The following is an 18,178-nucleotide window of genomic DNA, read 5'->3' on the forward strand; positions in this document are numbered from 1 at the left end:
AGAAATGGACGTTCACCGACTCGACAAACGTCACTCGTTTTCGAGCGTCGCAATCGCCTCGTCGATGCGTTCCTGTTCGTCTTCGGTGAACGTCGGAAACTGCGGATCAATGTCTTCTAACACGTCAATCATAACCGTCGAGACGATATAACGGGCATACCAGTCATCATCTGCCGGTAGCACATACCACGGGGAGAGTTCTGTCGCTGTGTTCGATAACATCTCCTCAAAGATGGCTTGATAATCGTCCCAATGCTTGCGTTCTTCGACGTCGCTGAACGAGAATTCCCAGTTTTTACTCGGATCTTTCAGACGTTCGAGCAAACGATCGCGCTGGACTTCTTTTGAGACGTTAAAGAAAAATTTGATGACCTTAAACCCGTTCTCATCTAAATATTGTTCAAAGTCATTGATTTGGCGATAGCGGACTTTCCATACCGATTCTTTATCCTCCTCATCCGGAATGACCTCTTCTCCGAGCAAATCATGGACGCGCGGGGCGATCACTTCCTCATAATGGGAGCGGTTCAAAATACCGACTTGGCCTCGCTCCGGCATGAGGTCATGCATCCGCCATAGATAGTCATGTTTCTTTTCCGTATCCGATGGTTTTTGGAACGCGTTCGTCTTCAACCCTTGCGCGTTCAGATTGGAAAAGATATAACTGATTGCCTCATCTTTACCGCCCGCATCGAGCGCCTGTAAGACGACGACGACACCTTTTTTGGCTTCGGCATATAGTTTCCAATGCAACTCTTTCAATCTTTCGACGCTCTCCGGAATCAGCTCGTTTTGCAACGTCTCGTCCGATGGGCGGTCCTTGATCGTGGTTGGGTAATCGTCCAGACGAATCCCGTTTTTATGGTCAATGCGAAATGATTGAATGTCCATATATCCTCCTTGATTGCGACAAATTTTACGTACAATCTGTATTTACCCTATTCTTTCAAAAAATAGCGACAAAAAAATCCTTTCCGCCGAAGCGAAAAGGATTGAATCACGTTTAGTTGATGCCGACCGCGTCGAACGATTTCGCCGCCGCGACCGCTTGTGTACTCGTTGAACCGTACAAGTCTTTAGCTGACTGTACGACTGCTTGACGTAGGCTCGAGAAGTTCGATGTCGGTGTCAAGTAGACGGTGAGTGCACGGTAGTATACATCCCCCATTTGCTTGACGCCGATGCCTTGAACCGATACGCCGTAGTGTGAGCCACCGCTCGCGAACAAGTAGGCCGCCTTGTTGACGATACCTGAGTTGATGTGGACGCCACCGTTATCTTGCGTCCCTGTGTAGCGGACCGAGTAGTGGTCCGGGTCACCATTAGCCGCTGGGTTCGACATCGAACGGAGACCGTCCCCGGCGATACCCGGCGTATAGATGTCTTCCCCGACCAACCAGTCGAAGTTTGAGCCGACGCTGTACTCCGCGACCGTACCGAAGATATCAGAGATCGCCTCGTTGATCGCTCCTGATTCGTTCTGATAGATCAAACCGGCCGTGTACTCTGTGACCGCATGTGACAATTCGTGAGCGACGACGTCAAGTGCGCCTGAGAGGTATGTGAACGTTTGGCCGTCCCCGTCACCGTATACCATCTTGCTACCATCCCAGAACGCGTTGTTGTAGCTGCGGCTATAGTGGACCGTCGAGTTGAGAGCCGCACCGTTATTGTCATAGCTGTTACGACCGTACGTGTTCTTGAAGAAGTCATACGTCTTCGTCGCGTTGACATGGGCGCTGACCGCGGCCCGGTCGTACGTCGTGTTCAAGACGTTATCGACATCGGCCCATAGTGATCCAGGAAGTGTCGTCCGGTTTTTGGCATCGTACGTATAGATCCCTTTGCCACGTGTCGAGTCTTGGAGATAGTAGTATGAGCCGCTCTTCGTCGTCTTGAACGTTTGACTTTGACCAAGGACGTCGATTCCCGTTCCCGTATACGTCGTACCTGTGACACCATTCGTCGGTTTGGCGTGCGCCAATTGGTTGTATTTGTTCAATACGTTCCCGCTTGCCGCATCGATGAAGTACGTCCAACGTGACGGCTCATCCGCGTCAAGAATCGTCCCGGTCACTTCATACGCGTAGACTGCCTCTTCCCCGTTTGGATAGACGACGAGTTCCGCTGCTGGCTCAAGCTCGTATGCGCCTTTGTGGCCGACAAGCTCTTTATAACGAGCGACCGCTTTTTGTTCGTTCAGCTTGATCGACTTATGTAGTCCTTTGAGTTGTTTCGTGTCATCGACGACCGTTTTCAATTGGCCATCGTTATCGACGACACCGACGACGATTCCGCCGAAGACTGGTACCCCGTCCACCGTCTGTTGTAATTTGACGACTTGTCCGACTTTGTCACGCTTTGATTCGAGCGTTTTGAATTCGCCTTTCGCTTTCGCATACTCTTTGACGATTGTCGTCGGAGCCTCGTTTGATGGTTTCGTCAACGTGCCCGACTTGAGCTCCGCTGCGCCGACAAGTTGCGGCACGAGCAATACGCCTGCGATGAGTGATGTAGATAAAACTTTTTTCATGTGTGTTTCCCTCCTTATGTGGTGTCTCCTACTTTACATAGTTTCCCACATTTAATGTATCCAACTATCTAATTATTTTGACAATTCGAATTATTAAGACATTTGTCCTACTTCTTCGTCTTCTCTAGTCATTTCAGCCATGACAAAAAAAGCGTCACCGGGAACGGTGACGCTAGTCATCAATAGACATCTTTTTGAGTGAAATGATAAAACGCATATGCGAGAGCGGCGAGCGACCAGACAAATATGACGATGAGCGAGAACGGTAATGTCATCCCCTCGATCGGTGGGGCTTGCCCCTCGAGATAGGTATGAAGACCGAAGTTGACGTTCACCAAATATTTCGAGCTGTCCCAATTCGACCCGAGCGACGTGAGGAGCGGTCCTGAAATGAGGACGGCCATCATAATCCCAATCCCAGTCGCCGTATTTTTGACGATGACCGAGATCATGAGGGCAATCGTCCCGACGGCCGCGACAACGAACCAGGATAGTCCGACCGACATGAGCAAATATTGCCACATCGGCAGCGTATGGACGAAGTCGGTCGAGAACGTACCGGTCGCCGAGGCTTGGAATCCTGTCAAAATCGGGGCGGTCCAACCGTCCCAACCGAGCACGATGCCGGAGATGGCATAACTGACGAGTGCGGTGATAAAGATGAGAATCGACGTATATAAGAGCGTCGTCATCCATTTGGCGAGCAAAATCTTGAAGCGTCGGACCGGACGGGACAACAGCGTCTTAATCGTGCCGTCATTGTGCTCACCGCTGACGATATCCGCCATCAAGACGATGATAAATAGCGGCAACACGAGCGTCGTCCCTTGCGAGAAGAAGACACGCATGAACGTCGGCGCACCCGGGTAGTTCGGATTAATGTCATTATCTAAGTAGTATTGATTCTGTTGGACCTGGAACTCTAGAATTTGACGGAACTCGTCCTGAACGTTCGCCGAGGCGAGCCGGTTTTGCGTATCGACGATCTCTTGCTGTAAATCGACACGCCAGTCGATCGTTCCTTGTTCTTCGCGCTGCTTCTCGATTTGCCGGTAGTTGGCGTACGTGAACATCGAGACGAGCACGATGAGAATGATCGACACGACGAGAAGCCGACGTTTCTTATGAATTTTTAAGACTTCGTTTCGAATGAGGCCAAGGATTGACGGATTAGACAATATGGTCACCCCCAGTCAATGAGATAAACAATTCTTCGAGCGTCTGGACGCGTCGTTCCAAACCGAACACGTCGACGCCTCGATCGAGCAAGTAGCGATTCAATCGGGCCGTATCTTCCAGATTCATCGAGACCCGAATCGTCCGTTCATCGACGACGTCGGCCTGGTCGATTGATTCGAATCCACGGATAATCGGCAAGACTTCGAAACTGTCGGCCACATGGACATCGACCGTCGACGCCAACTCATGAATCAGCTCCTCGACCGTCCCGACTTTGACAATTTTCCCGCGCGACATGATGGCGACACGGTCGGCGAGCAGTTCGATTTCAGCCAAGATGTGGCTAGAGACGAGGACGCTCAAGCCCGTTTCTTCGACGAGACGGCGGATGAAGAGTCGAAGGTCACGAATCCCCATTGGGTCGAGCCCGTTCGTCGGCTCATCGAGAATCAAGACGCGTGGATTGTTCAACATGGCCTGGGCGATACCGAGCCGTTGCCGCATCCCGAGCGAGTACGTCTTCACTTTGTCATCGATTCGCGCCGTCAAATCGACGAGGTCAATCACTTCTTGAATGCGGGCCTCATCGACACCGGGTAACATCCGGGCGAAGGCGTTTAAGTTCTCACGCCCGCTCATGAACTTGTACAGTTCGGGGTTCTCGACGATAGCGCCGATTTGATTCATCGCCTGCACGAATTGACGTTCGACGCTGAACCCACAAATTGAGACAGTCCCGTTCGTCGGCTTAATCAATCCGACGATCATCCGGATCGTCGTCGTCTTACCGGCCCCGTTCGGACCTAAGAACCCAAACACTTCTCCGGGGAAAACATCGAACGAGATGTCATCGATGATTGTTTTCTTACCGATTACTTTTGTCAAATGGTCTATTTTCAATGTTGGTTGCATCATCTCACCTCATCTACATTCTATCGGACTCGACCGCATCTGTCCTATTCGAACATTCACATAGGGCAGGTTCAAACTTATTTGATATGATAGTTCTATAGAAAGTGAGGTCATCACATGAAAAATGGGAAATGGTATACGTTTTTAATCGGTTCTGTCTTCTTGACGGGCATCGCCCTTTACGGGTTATGGATCGGTTATCAAGATATCGTCAATCCGCCGGAACGGACACTCTCGGTCAGCGAAGACGCGAGACCCGAACCGGTCGGTGACGTCTACGTCGCACTTGGAGATTCATTGACACGCGGCGTCGGCTCGACTTCGGGTGCTGGATATGTCCAACCGGTTGGTGAAGCGCTCGAAGAAGATGATATCCGTACGCAGAACCTGGCCGTCTCTGGTGCCCGAACGGAAGACCTATTGGCGCAGCTCGAACAACCCGAAGTCAGACGCACGATTGAGAACGCCCGCTATATCACGCTCACGATTGGCGGCAATGACTTGTTCAATCGTGGCGAGAACGTCGACAATTTCGAATCGGTCGATATCGAACAAGTCGTGACCGATGCAAAGACGAACTTGAATGAGATTTTCGAACAAGTCCGCGGGTTGAACGATACGGCGCAAATCGTCTATATCGCGCTCTATAACCCGTTCCAAGCGAACGAGAACGGCGAGGCGTTCAACCAATTGATTCTCGATTGGAACGCCTCGGCCGCCACGTACGGCAACGCGCAACGCATCGATGTGATCGATCCATTCGCTTACGTCTCTGACGTCGGCCGTGACCTCGCGACCGACCAGTTCCATCCGAGCGACCGCACGTATGACAAGTTAGCCGAGGACGTGCTGTTCATCCTCGAGTAAGCAACATGGCCTGATCGCGACGATCAGGCCATGTTTTCATCGTTCATATTTGACGAGCCAACGATTCCCGTCGCGTGTCATCGTCGTCCCGAACCAGCCCGCCTTCAATAGAGCAACTTGTTGCTCCGTCTCGCCCATGTCGAGCCAAGTCGTGTCACCCGCCGGTTTCCAATCGCTGTGCAGTTCCTTCATAAAAATGTAGCGCAACTTGCCGCCGTATTTAGGTTTGAGAGCACCGATACGAAGGCCGAGCGCGAACTTGTCCTTCAGACTAGGGATATTGAACGGCGCCACGGTCGCGCATACGAGGTTGAACCGACTGTCCTGTTCAAGCTCTTTCATAAGGAGCTTGCCGAGATGTTGCTGCAGACCGTAACCGCGATAGTCCGGATGGACATTCGTCACTTCTTGGTACAAGACGCGGTCGAGCATCTCCAACGGATAACCGATATCATAGCCGAGATGATCGGCGTCGAGCGGCGGAATGAGCAGGGCCCGAAACGCAATCAACGTCCCTTTGTGATACGCCCCAATCAACGTGCGGTCGCTCAACAGCTTCATGAACTCTTCGGTCGTGAGCGACTGGTACTGACTTCCTTCCGTCAACGCGTCCATGACGCACCGTTGCACCGCCTCGATTTGATCGAGCTCTGCCATCGTCAAATAGTTGACCACGATGTCGAGGCCGTTACAATCACCGCGCCACATGGTCGGCCCCTCCGACGACGTACGTCGCCGTCGTCAGACGCGACAAGACGTCCTCATCGACGTCGACACCGAGACCAGGCCCGTCGGTCAGACGGATGAACGGCAAGTCGTACGTCAAGTTACCGATGTCTTCAGCGAAACGGAGCGGTCCCGTCAATTCAACCGATTGGACAATTTTGCTCGAGAAGGCGACATGGAAGCCCGCGCTCGAGGCGACCGACGACTCGACCATCGAACCGATTTGACACTCGATGCCCGACATTTCGGCCATATGCACAAGTTTTTTCGCCGGATAGATGCCGCCACACTTCATCAATTTGATATTCACTTTGTGGGCGGCCTGCATCATCGTCAACCGACGCATCTCGGTCACGCCGCGCACGCCTTCGTCAATCATGAGCGGCACCGAGATTTTCCCTTTCACTTCGACCATGCCTTCAAAATCGTCAGCTTTGACCGGCTGTTCCACCCAATCGATGTGGAACGGTTCGAGCTGCTTCATCGCTTGGAGTGTCTTGGCGGCATTGACCCAGCCTTGATTTACGTCTACCCGAATCGGCACGTCTGGACCGACGGCACATCGGACTGCCTCGACACGGCGCACGTCAGAGACGACGTCGACGCCGACTTTCATTTTGACGGCCGTGTACCCTTGCTCAATTTGTTCGCGAGCCTCGGCCGCCATCGCCTCAGGTTCGCCGATACTGAGGACGTGTGTGACCGGAAAGGCGTCATGGTACCGTCCGCCGAGCAAATCATACACCGGAAGCCCGAGTTTTTTCCCGACGACGTCATGACAAGCGATATCGAGCGCCGCCTTCGCCGCCGGCACGTCACGGATGGCCCGGTCCATCAAATCGTGAATCCGTTCCATCTGCAACGGATTCTCACCAATCAAGAGCGGTCCGAGCACATGTCGAATCACACTGATTGTACTGTCGAGCGACTCGCCTGTTACGTGTTCATCGGCGACAGCCTCGCCATAGCCGACGTGACCACATTCGGTCGTCAATTTCACGATTACCGACGGCATGTCGTCGTAACGATGGTAACTGACGATGAATGGTACTTTTAATGGCAATCGAATCGCAAACAGTTCAATCTTCTCTATTCTCATTTCCATTCTCCTTTACTTCTTACGTGTCATTAGCTATATTGTCGTTAAATAGTCGTTAAATTGCAAGGAGGAGTTTCGATGTCTATCCATATCGCCATCGTCGGATCAAACGAGTTCATGGAGACAATCCGCTCGCTTAGTTCACCAGAGGACGTCCGGTTCGCCTATCATCCGTACGAGCATCCGCACGAGGCGGCGACCATCGCCCAAACGCTCGGCTCGTTCGACGGCGTCTTTTTTTCCGGCTCGTTCCCGTTCGCCTATGCGACCCCTCATCTCACGCATGTGGCAGCACACCATGTCGTCCAAGATGAGACTGTCCTCTTGACGACCCTTCTCTACGCGACGCTCACCCACTCCGTTTCGCTCAATCAGGTATCCATCGACTTGGTCGAACCAGACCGGCTGACGTCCATTCTCGACTCGTTTCCGAACGAACGGGTCGCCCCCGTCGTGATGCGCATCCGTCCTGATCTCGCCTTCGAGGACGTCATCGCCTTTCACACCAGACAGCAATCCGGGCAAACGAAGTTGGCCATCACGAGCATCGAGCGTGTGCATCACGAACTCATTCGTGCCGGATTCAACAGTCAACTGATGATCGAGCCGACAACGACCGTCAGGCATCATCTCGACCAGTTGATTCAACAAGTTCGCCAACAGTTGGCCGATGCCGCCCAGTTCGCCATCATCCGCTACGACACGGATGACACGACGTTGCGCGACCATCTCGCCTCGGTCCGGTATCTCGGTGGACATCTCGAGTCGGCGGAACACCGTCATATCACGGTATTGACGACCAAAGGTGAAGTGATGAACGCGTTCGATGAAGATACGCTCGCACCGAACGGGACGTATCACATCGGCATCGGCTTTGGGACGGACTATCAACAGGCGGACGAACATGCCCAAATCGCCCTGTCTGCCGCGAGTGACGAGCGCATCCGCATCGTCGATGACTCGAAACGATTATCGTTCCCGACCCGTGACGCGCACATCCCGTATCGCGTGACGGAACAACTCGCCTTCGACTTCATCAAACAAGCCGGGGTCAGCCCCGTCAATATCGGGAAGATTTTACAGTTCGCCAAACGAAAGCACGAGTTCACGGCAAAAGAGTTGACCGACTATCTCGACGTGACGCGACGGACGACGGAACGGCTCATCAAAAAACTTCATGACGCCGGCATCGTCGATGTCATCGGCGAAGAGATGAGCTATAGTCAAGGTCGGCCCCGCGCCGTCTACAAATTCAAATTCCCGACCTCATGAGGCCGGGAATTTTTTCATTGCGCCACTTGTTGATCAATCGGTGGTTCTGTACTCAACACGGCAATCCGCTCAATCGTGAAACCTGTGAACGCATAGATGATTGAAATGACAGGCACGATAAAGTTGAGAATGGCGTATGGCGCGTACTCGAACGCCCCGACGCCGAGCGTCCCGAGAATGAACACACCGCACGTATTCCATGGGATGAAGACCGACGTGAGCGTGCCGCCGTCTTCGAGTGCCCGTGACAAGTTCTTCGAATGCAGCCCCATCTTCTCATAGGCACTGGCGAACATGCGCGACGGCACGACGATCGAGATGTATTGCTCGGAACATGATGCGTTCGTCGCGAACGCCGCTAAAATCGTCGAAGCGACCATTGAACCGGCCGTCTTCGCCAGTTTGACGATTTGATTCATGATGGACTGGAGCATGCCCGAGTATTCTAAAATCCCCCCGAACGTCATCGCGACAATCGTCATCGAGACGGTATACATCATCGCATCGAGACCGCCCCGACTGAACAAGTTATCGACCAGTTCATTGCCGGTATCGATCACGTATCCACTTTGAAGCGCCCCGACACTGTCCGAGAGCGAGCCACCTTGGACGAGCACTTGCGCCAAAAACCCAAGGGCGATCCCGACGACGAGCGCCGGGATGGCCGGCACTTTTTTCGCGACGAGCGCGATGACGGCGAGCGGAATCATTAACAACCACGGTGAGATGACAAAACTGTCTTGTAAAATATCAAGCGTCTGGACGATTTCCGACGAATCCGTCGTCGTCTCGCTGAAGCGACGGCCGAGCCACCAGTAGGCGCCGAGGGCGATGATCAAGCCCGGAATGGTCGTATAGAGCATGTGACGGATATGGACGAAAAGGTCGGTATGCGTCAAACCTGCCGCCAAGTTCGTCGTATCCGACAGCGGCGACATCTTATCCCCAAAATAAGCGCCTGAAATGACGGCTCCGGCAACCATCGGTGCTGGTATCCCCATACTGAGCCCGATGCCCATCCCGGCGACGCCAATCGTCCCCATCGTCGACCATGAGCTACCGATTGAGAGCGCGACGACGGCACAGATGATACAGATCGTCACGAGGAAATAGGCCGGTGAGATAATCGTCAGCCCATAGTAAATCATCGTCGCGACGACGCCTCCCCCAATCCACGCCCCGATCGTCAATCCGACCAAGATGATGATGACGACCGCCGGCAAGGCAAGCCGAATCCCTTTGTACATCATCTCTTCAATCTCTTTCCACTTATACCCGTGTTTCCAGGCGACGAGCGCCGCCACAGCCGTCCCGATGATTAGCGGGATGTGCGGCCCTTGTTCCAATTGAACGATGGCTACGAGCATGACCCCGATCATGACAAGTAGTGGCAATACCGCCCAGTGAAGCTTCATGTCTACCTTGTTCCCCTGTTTTTCCATGTGACTTCCTCCCCGATAGCGAAAAATTCTGAATTGTCGTTATATTGTCGCTAATAAGATGATGATAACGCTTACATCCGGAGATGGCAATAAAAAAAATGAACGGAAGCGACGTCGCCTCGTTCATTTTGTCGTTCATGTCGTATGGACGGCCCGTCGTAACGTATCCGCGAGCAGGCCGGCCGCCTCCGGCAGGACATCCCGATCGAACGTCATCTGTGGATGGTGAAGCCCTGGCGTCAAATTGGCCCCGATTCCGATCATCGTCGCATCGAGTCCCGGTTGTTCGACCGTATAGAAATGAAAATCGTCACTGCCTGACGTGATGATCCGGTCGACGAGCGCATCGGCCCCGAACCGCTCACTGATCGCTTCGGCCGCATGTTGGCTCGAACGCTTACCGATCAAGGCACCTGGTGTGAAATCTTGCCACTCCCAGTCAATCGTCACCCCATGTAGGGCGGCAATTTGGTGCAACATCGTCTCGACCCGGTCGCGCAGCTCGAGCAATTCCTTGTTCTGCTGAGCCCGAATGTCAATCGAGAACGTCGCGTTGCCCGGAATGATGTTCAAATTGTCACTTCCGGCCTGGACGCCCGTCAACTTGATCGAATGCGGCTCGAACGGTGACAAGTAGATACTTTTGAGCATCTGTTGAATCGTGAAGATGACGTCGAGCGCGTTCTGGCCTTGATGTGGCCGCGCACCATGGGCGTCATTTCCGCTGATACTACCTTTCAAGAAGAATGCGGCCCCGTGTTGAATCGCAGCCGCATATTGACCACGCTTCAGTTCTTCGAGCGGGCGCAAATGAATGCCGTACAGCTGACTGACATCTTTTAACGCCCCGTGTCGAATCATCGCTAGCGACCCGTTGCCTTGTTCTTCCGCCGGTTGGAAAATAAACCGAATCCGTTTCGGCAGGTATTCGTGCCGCAACGCATCAAGTGCGCCGAGCACCATGCTGATATTGGCATCGTGGCCACATGAATGGTTGGCTTGGAACGTCCCGTCAACTTGTTGCCATAACGCGTCGATGTCGGCTCGGACAGCGATGACATCGTGTCCCTCACCAATCTCGGCGATGGTGCCGGTGACGTCGGCAAACGTTTCGTGACGGACTTGCCATGACGTCAAGATGTCGGCAATCGTCTTCGTCGTCTCGAATTCTTTCCAGCTCACTTCGGGATGGGCATGAAAATGCTCAAACCAGTTCAATACGTTCGTCATGATCGATCCCCCATATGTACTTATATTTTTTTGACCCCTTTAATCAATACCCATTGCAACGGCAATCGGGCCCACGTCACCCATTTCGGGAGCGGCATCTTGCCGAGTTTCGACGGTTTGAGCGCCATATTGATATTGGCCGGGAAGACGGCAATCAAAAATGCCGGTAACGTTCCCTTCACGAACCGTGTCCCTTTGTTCGTGAGCAACAGTGCGCCATAGACGACTTCGATGACCCCGCTCGCCTGAACCATGAACCGTTTGAACGGCCATGATTTCGGAATGATCGACATGAACGCCCGTTCTTGAACGAAGTGCATGATGCCGGCTCCTAAAAATAAAACCCCGTATAGTGTGCGAATCAATGGAATCCCCTCCTTTTTTCTAAGCATAACAAAAAAGATGGGCTACGTGCCCATCTTTACAATGCATCCCCATTCGCATTTTGAATCTCGACATCGACCGTCTCGGTCTTGCCGTCACGAACGTATTCGATTGTGACCGTTCCGTCCGTATCGCGAATCAGTTCACTCCGAAGGTCGATGAACGACGAGACGGCTTGATCATTGATTTTCACGATGACGTCGCGCGCTTCAAGTCCGGCCCGTGCGGCCGAGCTGTTCGCTTGCACTTCCACGACGATTGTACCGGCTGTCACCGACTCCGGCAAGTTGATTTGCTCGGTCAAGTACCCTGGTGGGAACTCAGACACGTCTCGGAGCGACACACCAAGCGACGGATGATTCACTTCGCCCGTCTGCTCGATTTGATTGATGAGCGGCAAAGCGATATCGACTGGAATCGAGAAGCCGACCCCTTCCACCGAATCGGTCGCAATTTTCATCGAGTTGATTCCGATCAATTGGCCCGATTCGTTAATCAAGGCACCACCGGAGTTACCCGGGTTGATGGCAGCATCCGTCTGGATGACCTCGGCATTGAAATCGGCTTGTCCGTTCTCATCCGTATCGACCGGCACGAGACGGGACGTCGACGAGACGACCCCGCGCGTCACCGAGTTCTCAAACTGGCCAAGCGGATTGCCGATCGCTATGACAGTCTGTCCAGGCTTCAGTTCACTCGACTTCCCGATCGTGATGACGGATGAGACTTTGTCCGCATCGACTTCGAGCACCGCCAAGTCGTACGTGGCGTCACTGCCCATCAACTTGGCGTCCGCTGTCGATCCGTCATTGAATGTCACAGTCAAACGGTCAGCACCGTTGACGACGTGATGGTTCGTGACGATGTAAGCCGAGTCACCGTCTTTCTTATAGATGACACCCGAGCCGACACCAGCTTCGACCGATTCATTCGATAATCCGTTCGAAGCGAAATTGTTTACCGTCACGACGGCAGGTTGTGCGGTCGCGACCGCATCGGTGACCGAGCTGTCCGCCGTCGTCGATGTTGTCTGGACCGGTGACCCTTCCGACGTCACGTTCGTATCAGACACGTTCGTTGGGACTTGATCGATGAACGGGAAGGCGATGGCCCCAGTCAAGACAGCACCGATTACCCCACCGACAAACCCAGGGAACATCCGACCGACGAATGAAGGTCGGGCCGGTTGTGTTGCGCGCGACGGCTCTTGTCGTTGTTCGGACGAGCCAAGCTCGGTGTCGAGCCAATCCTCGCGGCGATTTGGTTCATTTGATTCTGTTGGACGATCGTTGCGTTCCATGTGTAATCATCTCCTATATGATGTTTCCTCTTTTGTTCTACCCTTAGTATAAGAGGCATAGTCATCGTTGTGCGGAAATGAGACATCGATTACAAGATTCTTCACAATTTGCGTCAATTGGGTCAGACGATAACGTTTTTTAACGTCCCGAGTCCCGTGATGCTCACTTCGATTGTGTCCCCGGATTGGAGATAGACGGGCGGTTTCATCCCATGGCCGACCCCCGCCGGCGTACCGGTGGCGATGATATCACCAGCTTCTAGCGTCATCCCTTTCGACAACGTCCGAATCAACTCTTCAATTGGACGAATCATGTCTGCTGTCGACCCGTTTTGGCGTGTCTCACCGTTCACGACCGTTTGAATCGCAAGTGGAAACGAGAGCTCATCCGGTGTGACGATATACGGTCCGAGCGGACAGAACGTGTCGAAGGATTTACCGCGGAAAAATTGGACGTGCTGTTTTTGAACGTCCCGGGCCGTGATATCGTTCAGAATCGTATATCCGAAAATATGGGCGTCGACGTCGTCGATGTCCCGTCCTGATTTCCCGATAATGACGGCGAGCTCGCCTTCGTAATCGAGTTGGTCGGTCAGTTCAGGATGACGTTCGACGACAGTCCCTGGTCCAACGACCGAAGTCGGTGCTTTCGTGAAGATGACGAGTTTGCCGGCTCCCGCCGTATCCATCTCTTTCACATGCTCTTCATAGTTCTTGCCGATACAGATCACGTTTTTGAGTGGTCGGTATGGCGCGACGAGCGTGACGTCGGTCAATGCGGTCCGAGGTGCGACGTCCAAATCGACATCCGGTTCAAACTCTCGCGCGATGACCTCTAACAATGAAGTCGTATGTAATTGGTCACTGACGTCATAGACAAACTCCCCTGCCACGACACCGACCCTTTGTTCTCCTTCAACTTGAAAACTACACCATTTCATCAAAATTCCCCCTTTTTTGCTAGTATACAAAAAATCGGGACGCGACGGTCCCGATTACGCTTTGTTCAAGAAAATAATTCGCTGATTGCTCGACCCCCGAAATCGGAGCGACCGGTCCATGAGCGGCTGTTCGAAACGACCGTCGACAAGGACATCGGCACGATCGAGCACACTTGTGACGTACTCATCGTCCATACTTTGTAACTGTTCGATTGTATAGCCTGTATACACCCACACGTTTTTCTGAAGCGCCTTGCACCCGTCGACGAGCCGGGCCAGTGCTTCCGGTTGCAGGAACGGCTCTCCGCCCGAGACGGTGACACCGTCCCACCCGGATTGTTCGATTCGGGCGAGCAGGTCCTCGACTGGTACGTCTTCCCCACCTCGCGGGTTCCATGATTCCGGATTGTGACATCCAAGACAGCGATGAGGGCATCCCGCCGTAAAGATGACCGTGCGAATGCCTGGACCGTCGACAACCGATTCGTCAAGTACGGATAGGACGCGCATGATGCTTCACCCTCGCTCGTTCTTCATCTCGTTTCGCCGAATTCCATCGGTCCATCGTGCCGACCAGATAGCCGGTGATGCGACGAATCCGTTCAATCTGCTCTTCCTCGCCACACGTCGGGCACGCGGCATCGATCGTTCCCTCGAGGCCACAGTTACCGCACCGGTCGACGGGATGATTAATCGAACCGTAGCCGACGTTTTCGGTTCGCATGAGCCGGACGATCGCTTCGACCGCTTCCGGGTTATGGGCGAGCGACCCGTCGACTTCGACATAAGTGATATGACCCGCGTCACAGAGCGCATGGTACGGTGCCTCCAACCGAATCTTGTCACGAATCGACACTGACTGGTATACCGGCACATGAAACGAGTTCGTATAAAAGGCGCGGTCGGTGACACCCTCAATCATCCCGAACGCCTGCTGGTCCTTCAATACGAACTTCCCAGACAATCCTTCGGCCGGCGTGGCCAAGAGCGAAAAGTTTAAATCGTGCTGCTCTGCCGCCTGTCTCATCCGATCACGTAAATGAGTGACGATATCGAGTCCGAGACGTTCCGCTTCCCGTGAATCGGCATGCGTGCCGCCTGTGAGCACGCGTAGCGCTTCGGCGAGACCGATGAAACCGACGGACAACGTCCCTTGCTTCAGTACATCCCGTAGCTCTTCTTCCGGTTGGAGTCTCTCGCTGCCCCTCCAGACGTGTTGAGCGTAAAGGAAGCGGAATTCGTCGGCATGACGCTTCGCTTGGTAGTCGTACCGTTCGAGCAATTGATCGATGGCGACGTCGACGTAGGCGTCGAGCGTCTCATAAAATGTATGGATGTCCGAAGCGACGAGCGCCATCTTAACCAAGTTCAAGGTCGAGAACGATAAATTGCCTCGTCCGATTGACGTCTCGGCGCCATGACGATTCCCCATCACTCGTGTCCGACACCCCATATAAGCGACTTCTGAGTCATGGCTCCCATCATAATATTGCAAGTTGAACGGGGCATCGACGAAGGAAAAGTTCGGGAATAGACGCTTGCCCGTCACGCGACAGGCGAGTCGGAACAAGTCAACGTTAGGGTCGGTTTCATGAAAATTGACACCCTCTTTTACTTTAAAGATTTGAATCGGGAAAATCGGCGTCTCCCCGTTGCCGAGCCCTCGCTCGGTCGCACGCAACAACTCGCGGATGAAAATCCGGCCCCAACGGCTCGTGTCAGTCCCATAGTTGATGGAGACGAATGGCACTTGGCCGCCTCCTCGCGAATGCATCGAATTGGCGTTATGGATGAACGCCTCACACGCTTGATACGTCGCTGTGATTGTCTCGGTCTCAGCGACTTCGAGAAGTTGCTCGGTCGACCATTCGACCGGAAGTTTCTTGAGCCGCTCGAGTTGACGTTCATACGTCTTTTCGACGTATGGCGCTAAATCGACATCAAACATCGGGAACGCTTGACCCCCGTGTTGCATATTCTGGTTCGCTTGAAGAATGATCGAAGCGAGTGCCATCGCCGAACGGATGTCCTGGGGCGGTCGAATCGTCCCGTGTCCGGTATGAAATCCGTTCGTCAGCAACTCGCCGAGCGGGATTTGACAACACGTCGTCGATCCCGTCACGTAATAGTCGGCGTCATGGATGTACAAAAAGTTGTCTGCGACGGCCTGACGTGTCCGCTCTGACAATAAGTACGTTGTCGACAGCTGTTTCGATACTTCCGAGGATAATCGTGCCAGTTTGCCAAGTGGTGATTTCCCGTCGACGTTGGCGTTCTCTTGTACGAGATCTTGATCTGGGAGAACACAGACATCTTCATAAAGCTGGAGCATGTTCACTCCGCATCACCTCACTATATATTGATATGAATCGAGTTCATAACTCTTTTCAATTCCATATATAGATTATGTCATGTTTGAGCATAGAGATGTGGAGTCTAAATTGTGAGCGTTGGTTGTGATATAAACGCAAAAACAGCCGAGCCCGCATATGGACTCGACCGTTCTTTCAAGTGATCCAACTTATAATTCTTTTGCCGGTTTCACGATTTTTAACTCAACTTCTTCTTTTTCCTCTGACTCTTGGGCTTCGCGCAAGCCTTTCGCGTTCAACCACGTATAAATCGCACCCATGAACAAGGCGCCGCCGATGATGTTACCGAACGTGGCCGGAATCAAGTTGTGGATGGCGCCGGCAAAGCTAATCGCCTCAGGGTGTGGGACGACGAGCGTGAGCGCAAACAAGACGAAGTTGGCGATGACGTGATCAAATCCTGACGCGAAGAAGACGGCGACGAGGAAAATCATCGAGAAGATTTGAGCGAACTCATTTTTCATCTGTTTTGGTAAGAAAATCGCGAGACAGACCATCCAGTTACAGAAGATGGCACGGAAGAAAATCTCGACCGTCGTATGATGCATCTTGCTCTCGACGACCGCGAACAGCCAGTTGTCCATCCCGAGTTCTTGGATGACGCCGGTCGGGGCGAGCAACAAGGCGAACAAGACGCCACCGAGCGCGTTCCCGACGAAACAAAGTAACCAGACGAGCATCGTGTCGCTGAGCGTCGTATAGCCGCGTAACGTCGAGGTCGTGAAATACATTGTGTTCCCCGTGAACAGTTCGGCTCCGCCGTAGATGATCATGACAAGGGCGATCCCGAATGAGAACCCACCGATGAGTGTCGTGAACGGCGAATCGATCAAGTACATCCCGTTGACGACTTTAAGTGTGAAGATTGAAGCGAATCCGATAAAGATCCCCGCGAGCATTGCCCGTAAAAAGTATTCCATTGGCCGATAATGAATCATTTGCGAAGATGCCTGAGCTTTTTTCCGTAATGATTCGAGTGCATGGATTTCCATTGATGCCATGTCACAAACCCTTCTTTCTGTTTGAATGAACCCATATAATAAGAACGAACATGTGAAATCATTAACAATATAAGCCCGAATCCAATAAATTGCAATCGACCTTGGACCGTGTTGACACATTTTTCACATCGTAATCGTTTACATTTGTCGGATTTGTGACGAAAAAAACGACCCTTCGCAAAGGGTCGTTCGATACAGCTTATTCTTTGTCTGCAGACTTCTCTTCAGACTCTTCAGATGATGCCTCAGCTGACTCTTCTTCAGTTGCTTCGGCTTCACTTTCTGTCGTTGTGTCTGTGTCTGCCTCGAGCTCTTCAAGAGAGACCGGCTCGTTAACAGATGCGATTTGAAGCTCGCCATCCGAGACGATGTCATAGTCTTTGTTCTCTGGAATGTCAGCTACCGTGACCGAATCACCGATACCGAGTTCAGAAACATCTAGTTCAATGCGTTCCGGAATGTTAGCCGGTGTCGCCGATACCGTTACTTTATAGAGCGTTTGCGCCAAGAAGCCGCCTTCTTTGACACCTTTCGCGTCGCCGACGAGTGTGACGTCTGCTTCGACTTCCGTCGCTTCGTCCATCTTCACGGCCATGAACTCGACGTGCTTGTATTCGTTCGTGAACGGATCAACTTCTGTCCCGTGAACGAGCGTGTTTACTTTCTTGCCGTCGATGTTCAACTCGATTAACGCATTGTCACCGTGTTCGCGGAGAATCTTGCGAAGTGCCATCTCCTCGAATGCAACTGGTGTGCTCTCGACTTTATAGCCGTAGACGACACCTAGTACTTTACCTTCTTTACGCAAGTTTGCGCGGACCGAACGTGGTCGTAATTCTCGTTTCGTTACTTTAAGCGTGTCTGCCATAATCTTTTCCCCCTACTGGTTTATCGATCATGTCTACATCTTGAGGGTGAGG

Annotated in this window: 17 protein-coding genes; 2 read left to right on the forward strand and 15 right to left on the reverse strand. The window is 52.8% G+C overall.

Annotated elements, in window-relative coordinates; translation table 11 throughout:
• Positions 1–30: 30 nt before the first annotated feature.
• The 4 genes from KNP82_RS11670 to KNP82_RS11685 all read right to left on the reverse strand — a co-directional run bounded on the left by KNP82_RS11670 (position 31) and on the right by KNP82_RS11685 (position 4,624).
• Positions 31–891, reverse strand: a complete 861-nt coding sequence (locus KNP82_RS11670; protein ID WP_058763503.1) for a PPK2 family polyphosphate kinase — start codon at positions 889–891, stop codon at positions 31–33.
• 112 nt (positions 892–1,003) lie between these two features.
• Positions 1,004–2,533, reverse strand: a complete 1,530-nt coding sequence (locus tag KNP82_RS11675) for a M4 family metallopeptidase (RefSeq protein ID WP_214828094.1) — start codon at positions 2,531–2,533, stop codon at positions 1,004–1,006.
• A gap of 179 nt (positions 2,534–2,712) precedes the next feature.
• A complete protein-coding gene (locus tag KNP82_RS11680; RefSeq protein ID WP_035385675.1) occupies positions 2,713–3,711 on the reverse strand; it encodes an ABC transporter permease in 999 nt (332 codons plus the stop codon).
• A complete protein-coding gene (locus tag KNP82_RS11685; RefSeq protein ID WP_029595596.1) occupies positions 3,704–4,624 on the reverse strand; it encodes an ABC transporter ATP-binding protein in 921 nt (306 codons plus the stop codon). Before KNP82_RS11685 ends, KNP82_RS11680 begins: the two co-directional genes overlap by 8 nt.
• Before the next feature lie 117 nt (positions 4,625–4,741).
• Between KNP82_RS11685 and KNP82_RS11690 the strand changes: the two genes are divergently transcribed.
• The gene (locus KNP82_RS11690; RefSeq protein WP_029595597.1) at positions 4,742–5,491 is read left to right on the forward strand and encodes a GDSL-type esterase/lipase family protein; all 750 of its coding nucleotides are present in this window, start codon (positions 4,742–4,744) and stop codon (positions 5,489–5,491) included.
• Positions 5,492–5,527: 36 nt separating this feature from the next.
• Here the strand turns inward: KNP82_RS11690 and KNP82_RS11695 are convergent, their stop codons facing one another.
• Together KNP82_RS11695 and KNP82_RS11700 are read right to left on the reverse strand one after the other, a co-directional pair.
• Entirely contained in the window at positions 5,528–6,199 is a 672-nt protein-coding gene (locus tag KNP82_RS11695) for a GNAT family protein (RefSeq protein ID WP_214828096.1), read from the reverse strand.
• Positions 6,186–7,316, reverse strand: a complete 1,131-nt coding sequence (locus KNP82_RS11700; RefSeq protein ID WP_214828099.1) for a mandelate racemase/muconate lactonizing enzyme family protein — start codon at positions 7,314–7,316, stop codon at positions 6,186–6,188. Before KNP82_RS11700 ends, KNP82_RS11695 begins: the two co-directional genes overlap by 14 nt.
• Positions 7,317–7,394: 78 nt before the next feature.
• On the opposite strand from KNP82_RS11700, the gene KNP82_RS11705 reads away from it, so the two are divergent.
• Positions 7,395–8,588, forward strand: a complete 1,194-nt coding sequence (locus KNP82_RS11705; RefSeq protein WP_214828102.1) for an HTH domain-containing protein — start codon at positions 7,395–7,397, stop codon at positions 8,586–8,588.
• 14 nt (positions 8,589–8,602) lie between these two features.
• On the opposite strand, the gene nhaC is transcribed toward KNP82_RS11705, so the two are convergent.
• The 9 genes from nhaC to KNP82_RS11750 all read right to left on the reverse strand — a co-directional run bounded on the left by nhaC (position 8,603) and on the right by KNP82_RS11750 (position 18,126).
• Complete coding sequence (nhaC, locus tag KNP82_RS11710; protein ID WP_214828121.1) at positions 8,603–10,003, reverse strand: Na+/H+ antiporter NhaC; 1,401 nt, start codon at positions 10,001–10,003, stop codon at positions 8,603–8,605.
• Positions 10,004–10,165: 162 nt separating this feature from the next.
• On the reverse strand, positions 10,166–11,260 hold the full coding sequence (locus KNP82_RS11715; RefSeq protein WP_214828107.1) for an amidohydrolase: 1,095 nt from the start codon (positions 11,258–11,260) through the stop codon (positions 10,166–10,168).
• Positions 11,261–11,280: 20 nt separating this feature from the next.
• Positions 11,281–11,625 (reverse strand): DoxX family protein, encoded by a 345-nt coding sequence (locus tag KNP82_RS11720; protein ID WP_198922698.1) that lies wholly within the window; start codon positions 11,623–11,625, stop codon positions 11,281–11,283.
• A 56-nt stretch (positions 11,626–11,681) separates the two neighbouring features.
• A complete protein-coding gene (locus tag KNP82_RS11725; protein ID WP_029595604.1) occupies positions 11,682–12,944 on the reverse strand; it encodes a S1C family serine protease in 1,263 nt (420 codons plus the stop codon).
• 122 nt (positions 12,945–13,066) lie between these two features.
• Complete coding sequence (locus tag KNP82_RS11730; RefSeq protein ID WP_029595605.1) at positions 13,067–13,885, reverse strand: fumarylacetoacetate hydrolase family protein; 819 nt, start codon at positions 13,883–13,885, stop codon at positions 13,067–13,069.
• Between the two features lie 54 nt (positions 13,886–13,939).
• Positions 13,940–14,395, reverse strand: coding sequence for an anaerobic ribonucleoside-triphosphate reductase activating protein (nrdG, locus tag KNP82_RS11735; RefSeq protein ID WP_029595606.1), 456 nt, complete (start codon positions 14,393–14,395; stop codon positions 13,940–13,942).
• The gene (locus tag KNP82_RS11740) at positions 14,373–16,217 is read right to left on the reverse strand and encodes an anaerobic ribonucleoside triphosphate reductase (RefSeq protein ID WP_029595607.1); all 1,845 of its coding nucleotides are present in this window, start codon (positions 16,215–16,217) and stop codon (positions 14,373–14,375) included. Before KNP82_RS11740 ends, nrdG begins: the two co-directional genes overlap by 23 nt.
• A 189-nt stretch (positions 16,218–16,406) precedes the next feature.
• A complete protein-coding gene (locus tag KNP82_RS11745) occupies positions 16,407–17,249 on the reverse strand; it encodes a formate/nitrite transporter family protein (protein ID WP_029595608.1) in 843 nt (280 codons plus the stop codon).
• Between the two features lie 208 nt (positions 17,250–17,457).
• Complete coding sequence (locus KNP82_RS11750) at positions 17,458–18,126, reverse strand: 50S ribosomal protein L25/general stress protein Ctc (RefSeq protein ID WP_029595609.1); 669 nt, start codon at positions 18,124–18,126, stop codon at positions 17,458–17,460.
• Positions 18,127–18,178: the final 52 nt, after the last annotated feature.

Origin of the sequence: Exiguobacterium sp. s26, from assembly GCF_018618235.1 — a bacterium.
GTDB classification, from domain to species: domain Bacteria; phylum Bacillota; class Bacilli; order Exiguobacteriales; family Exiguobacteriaceae; genus Exiguobacterium; species Exiguobacterium chiriqhucha.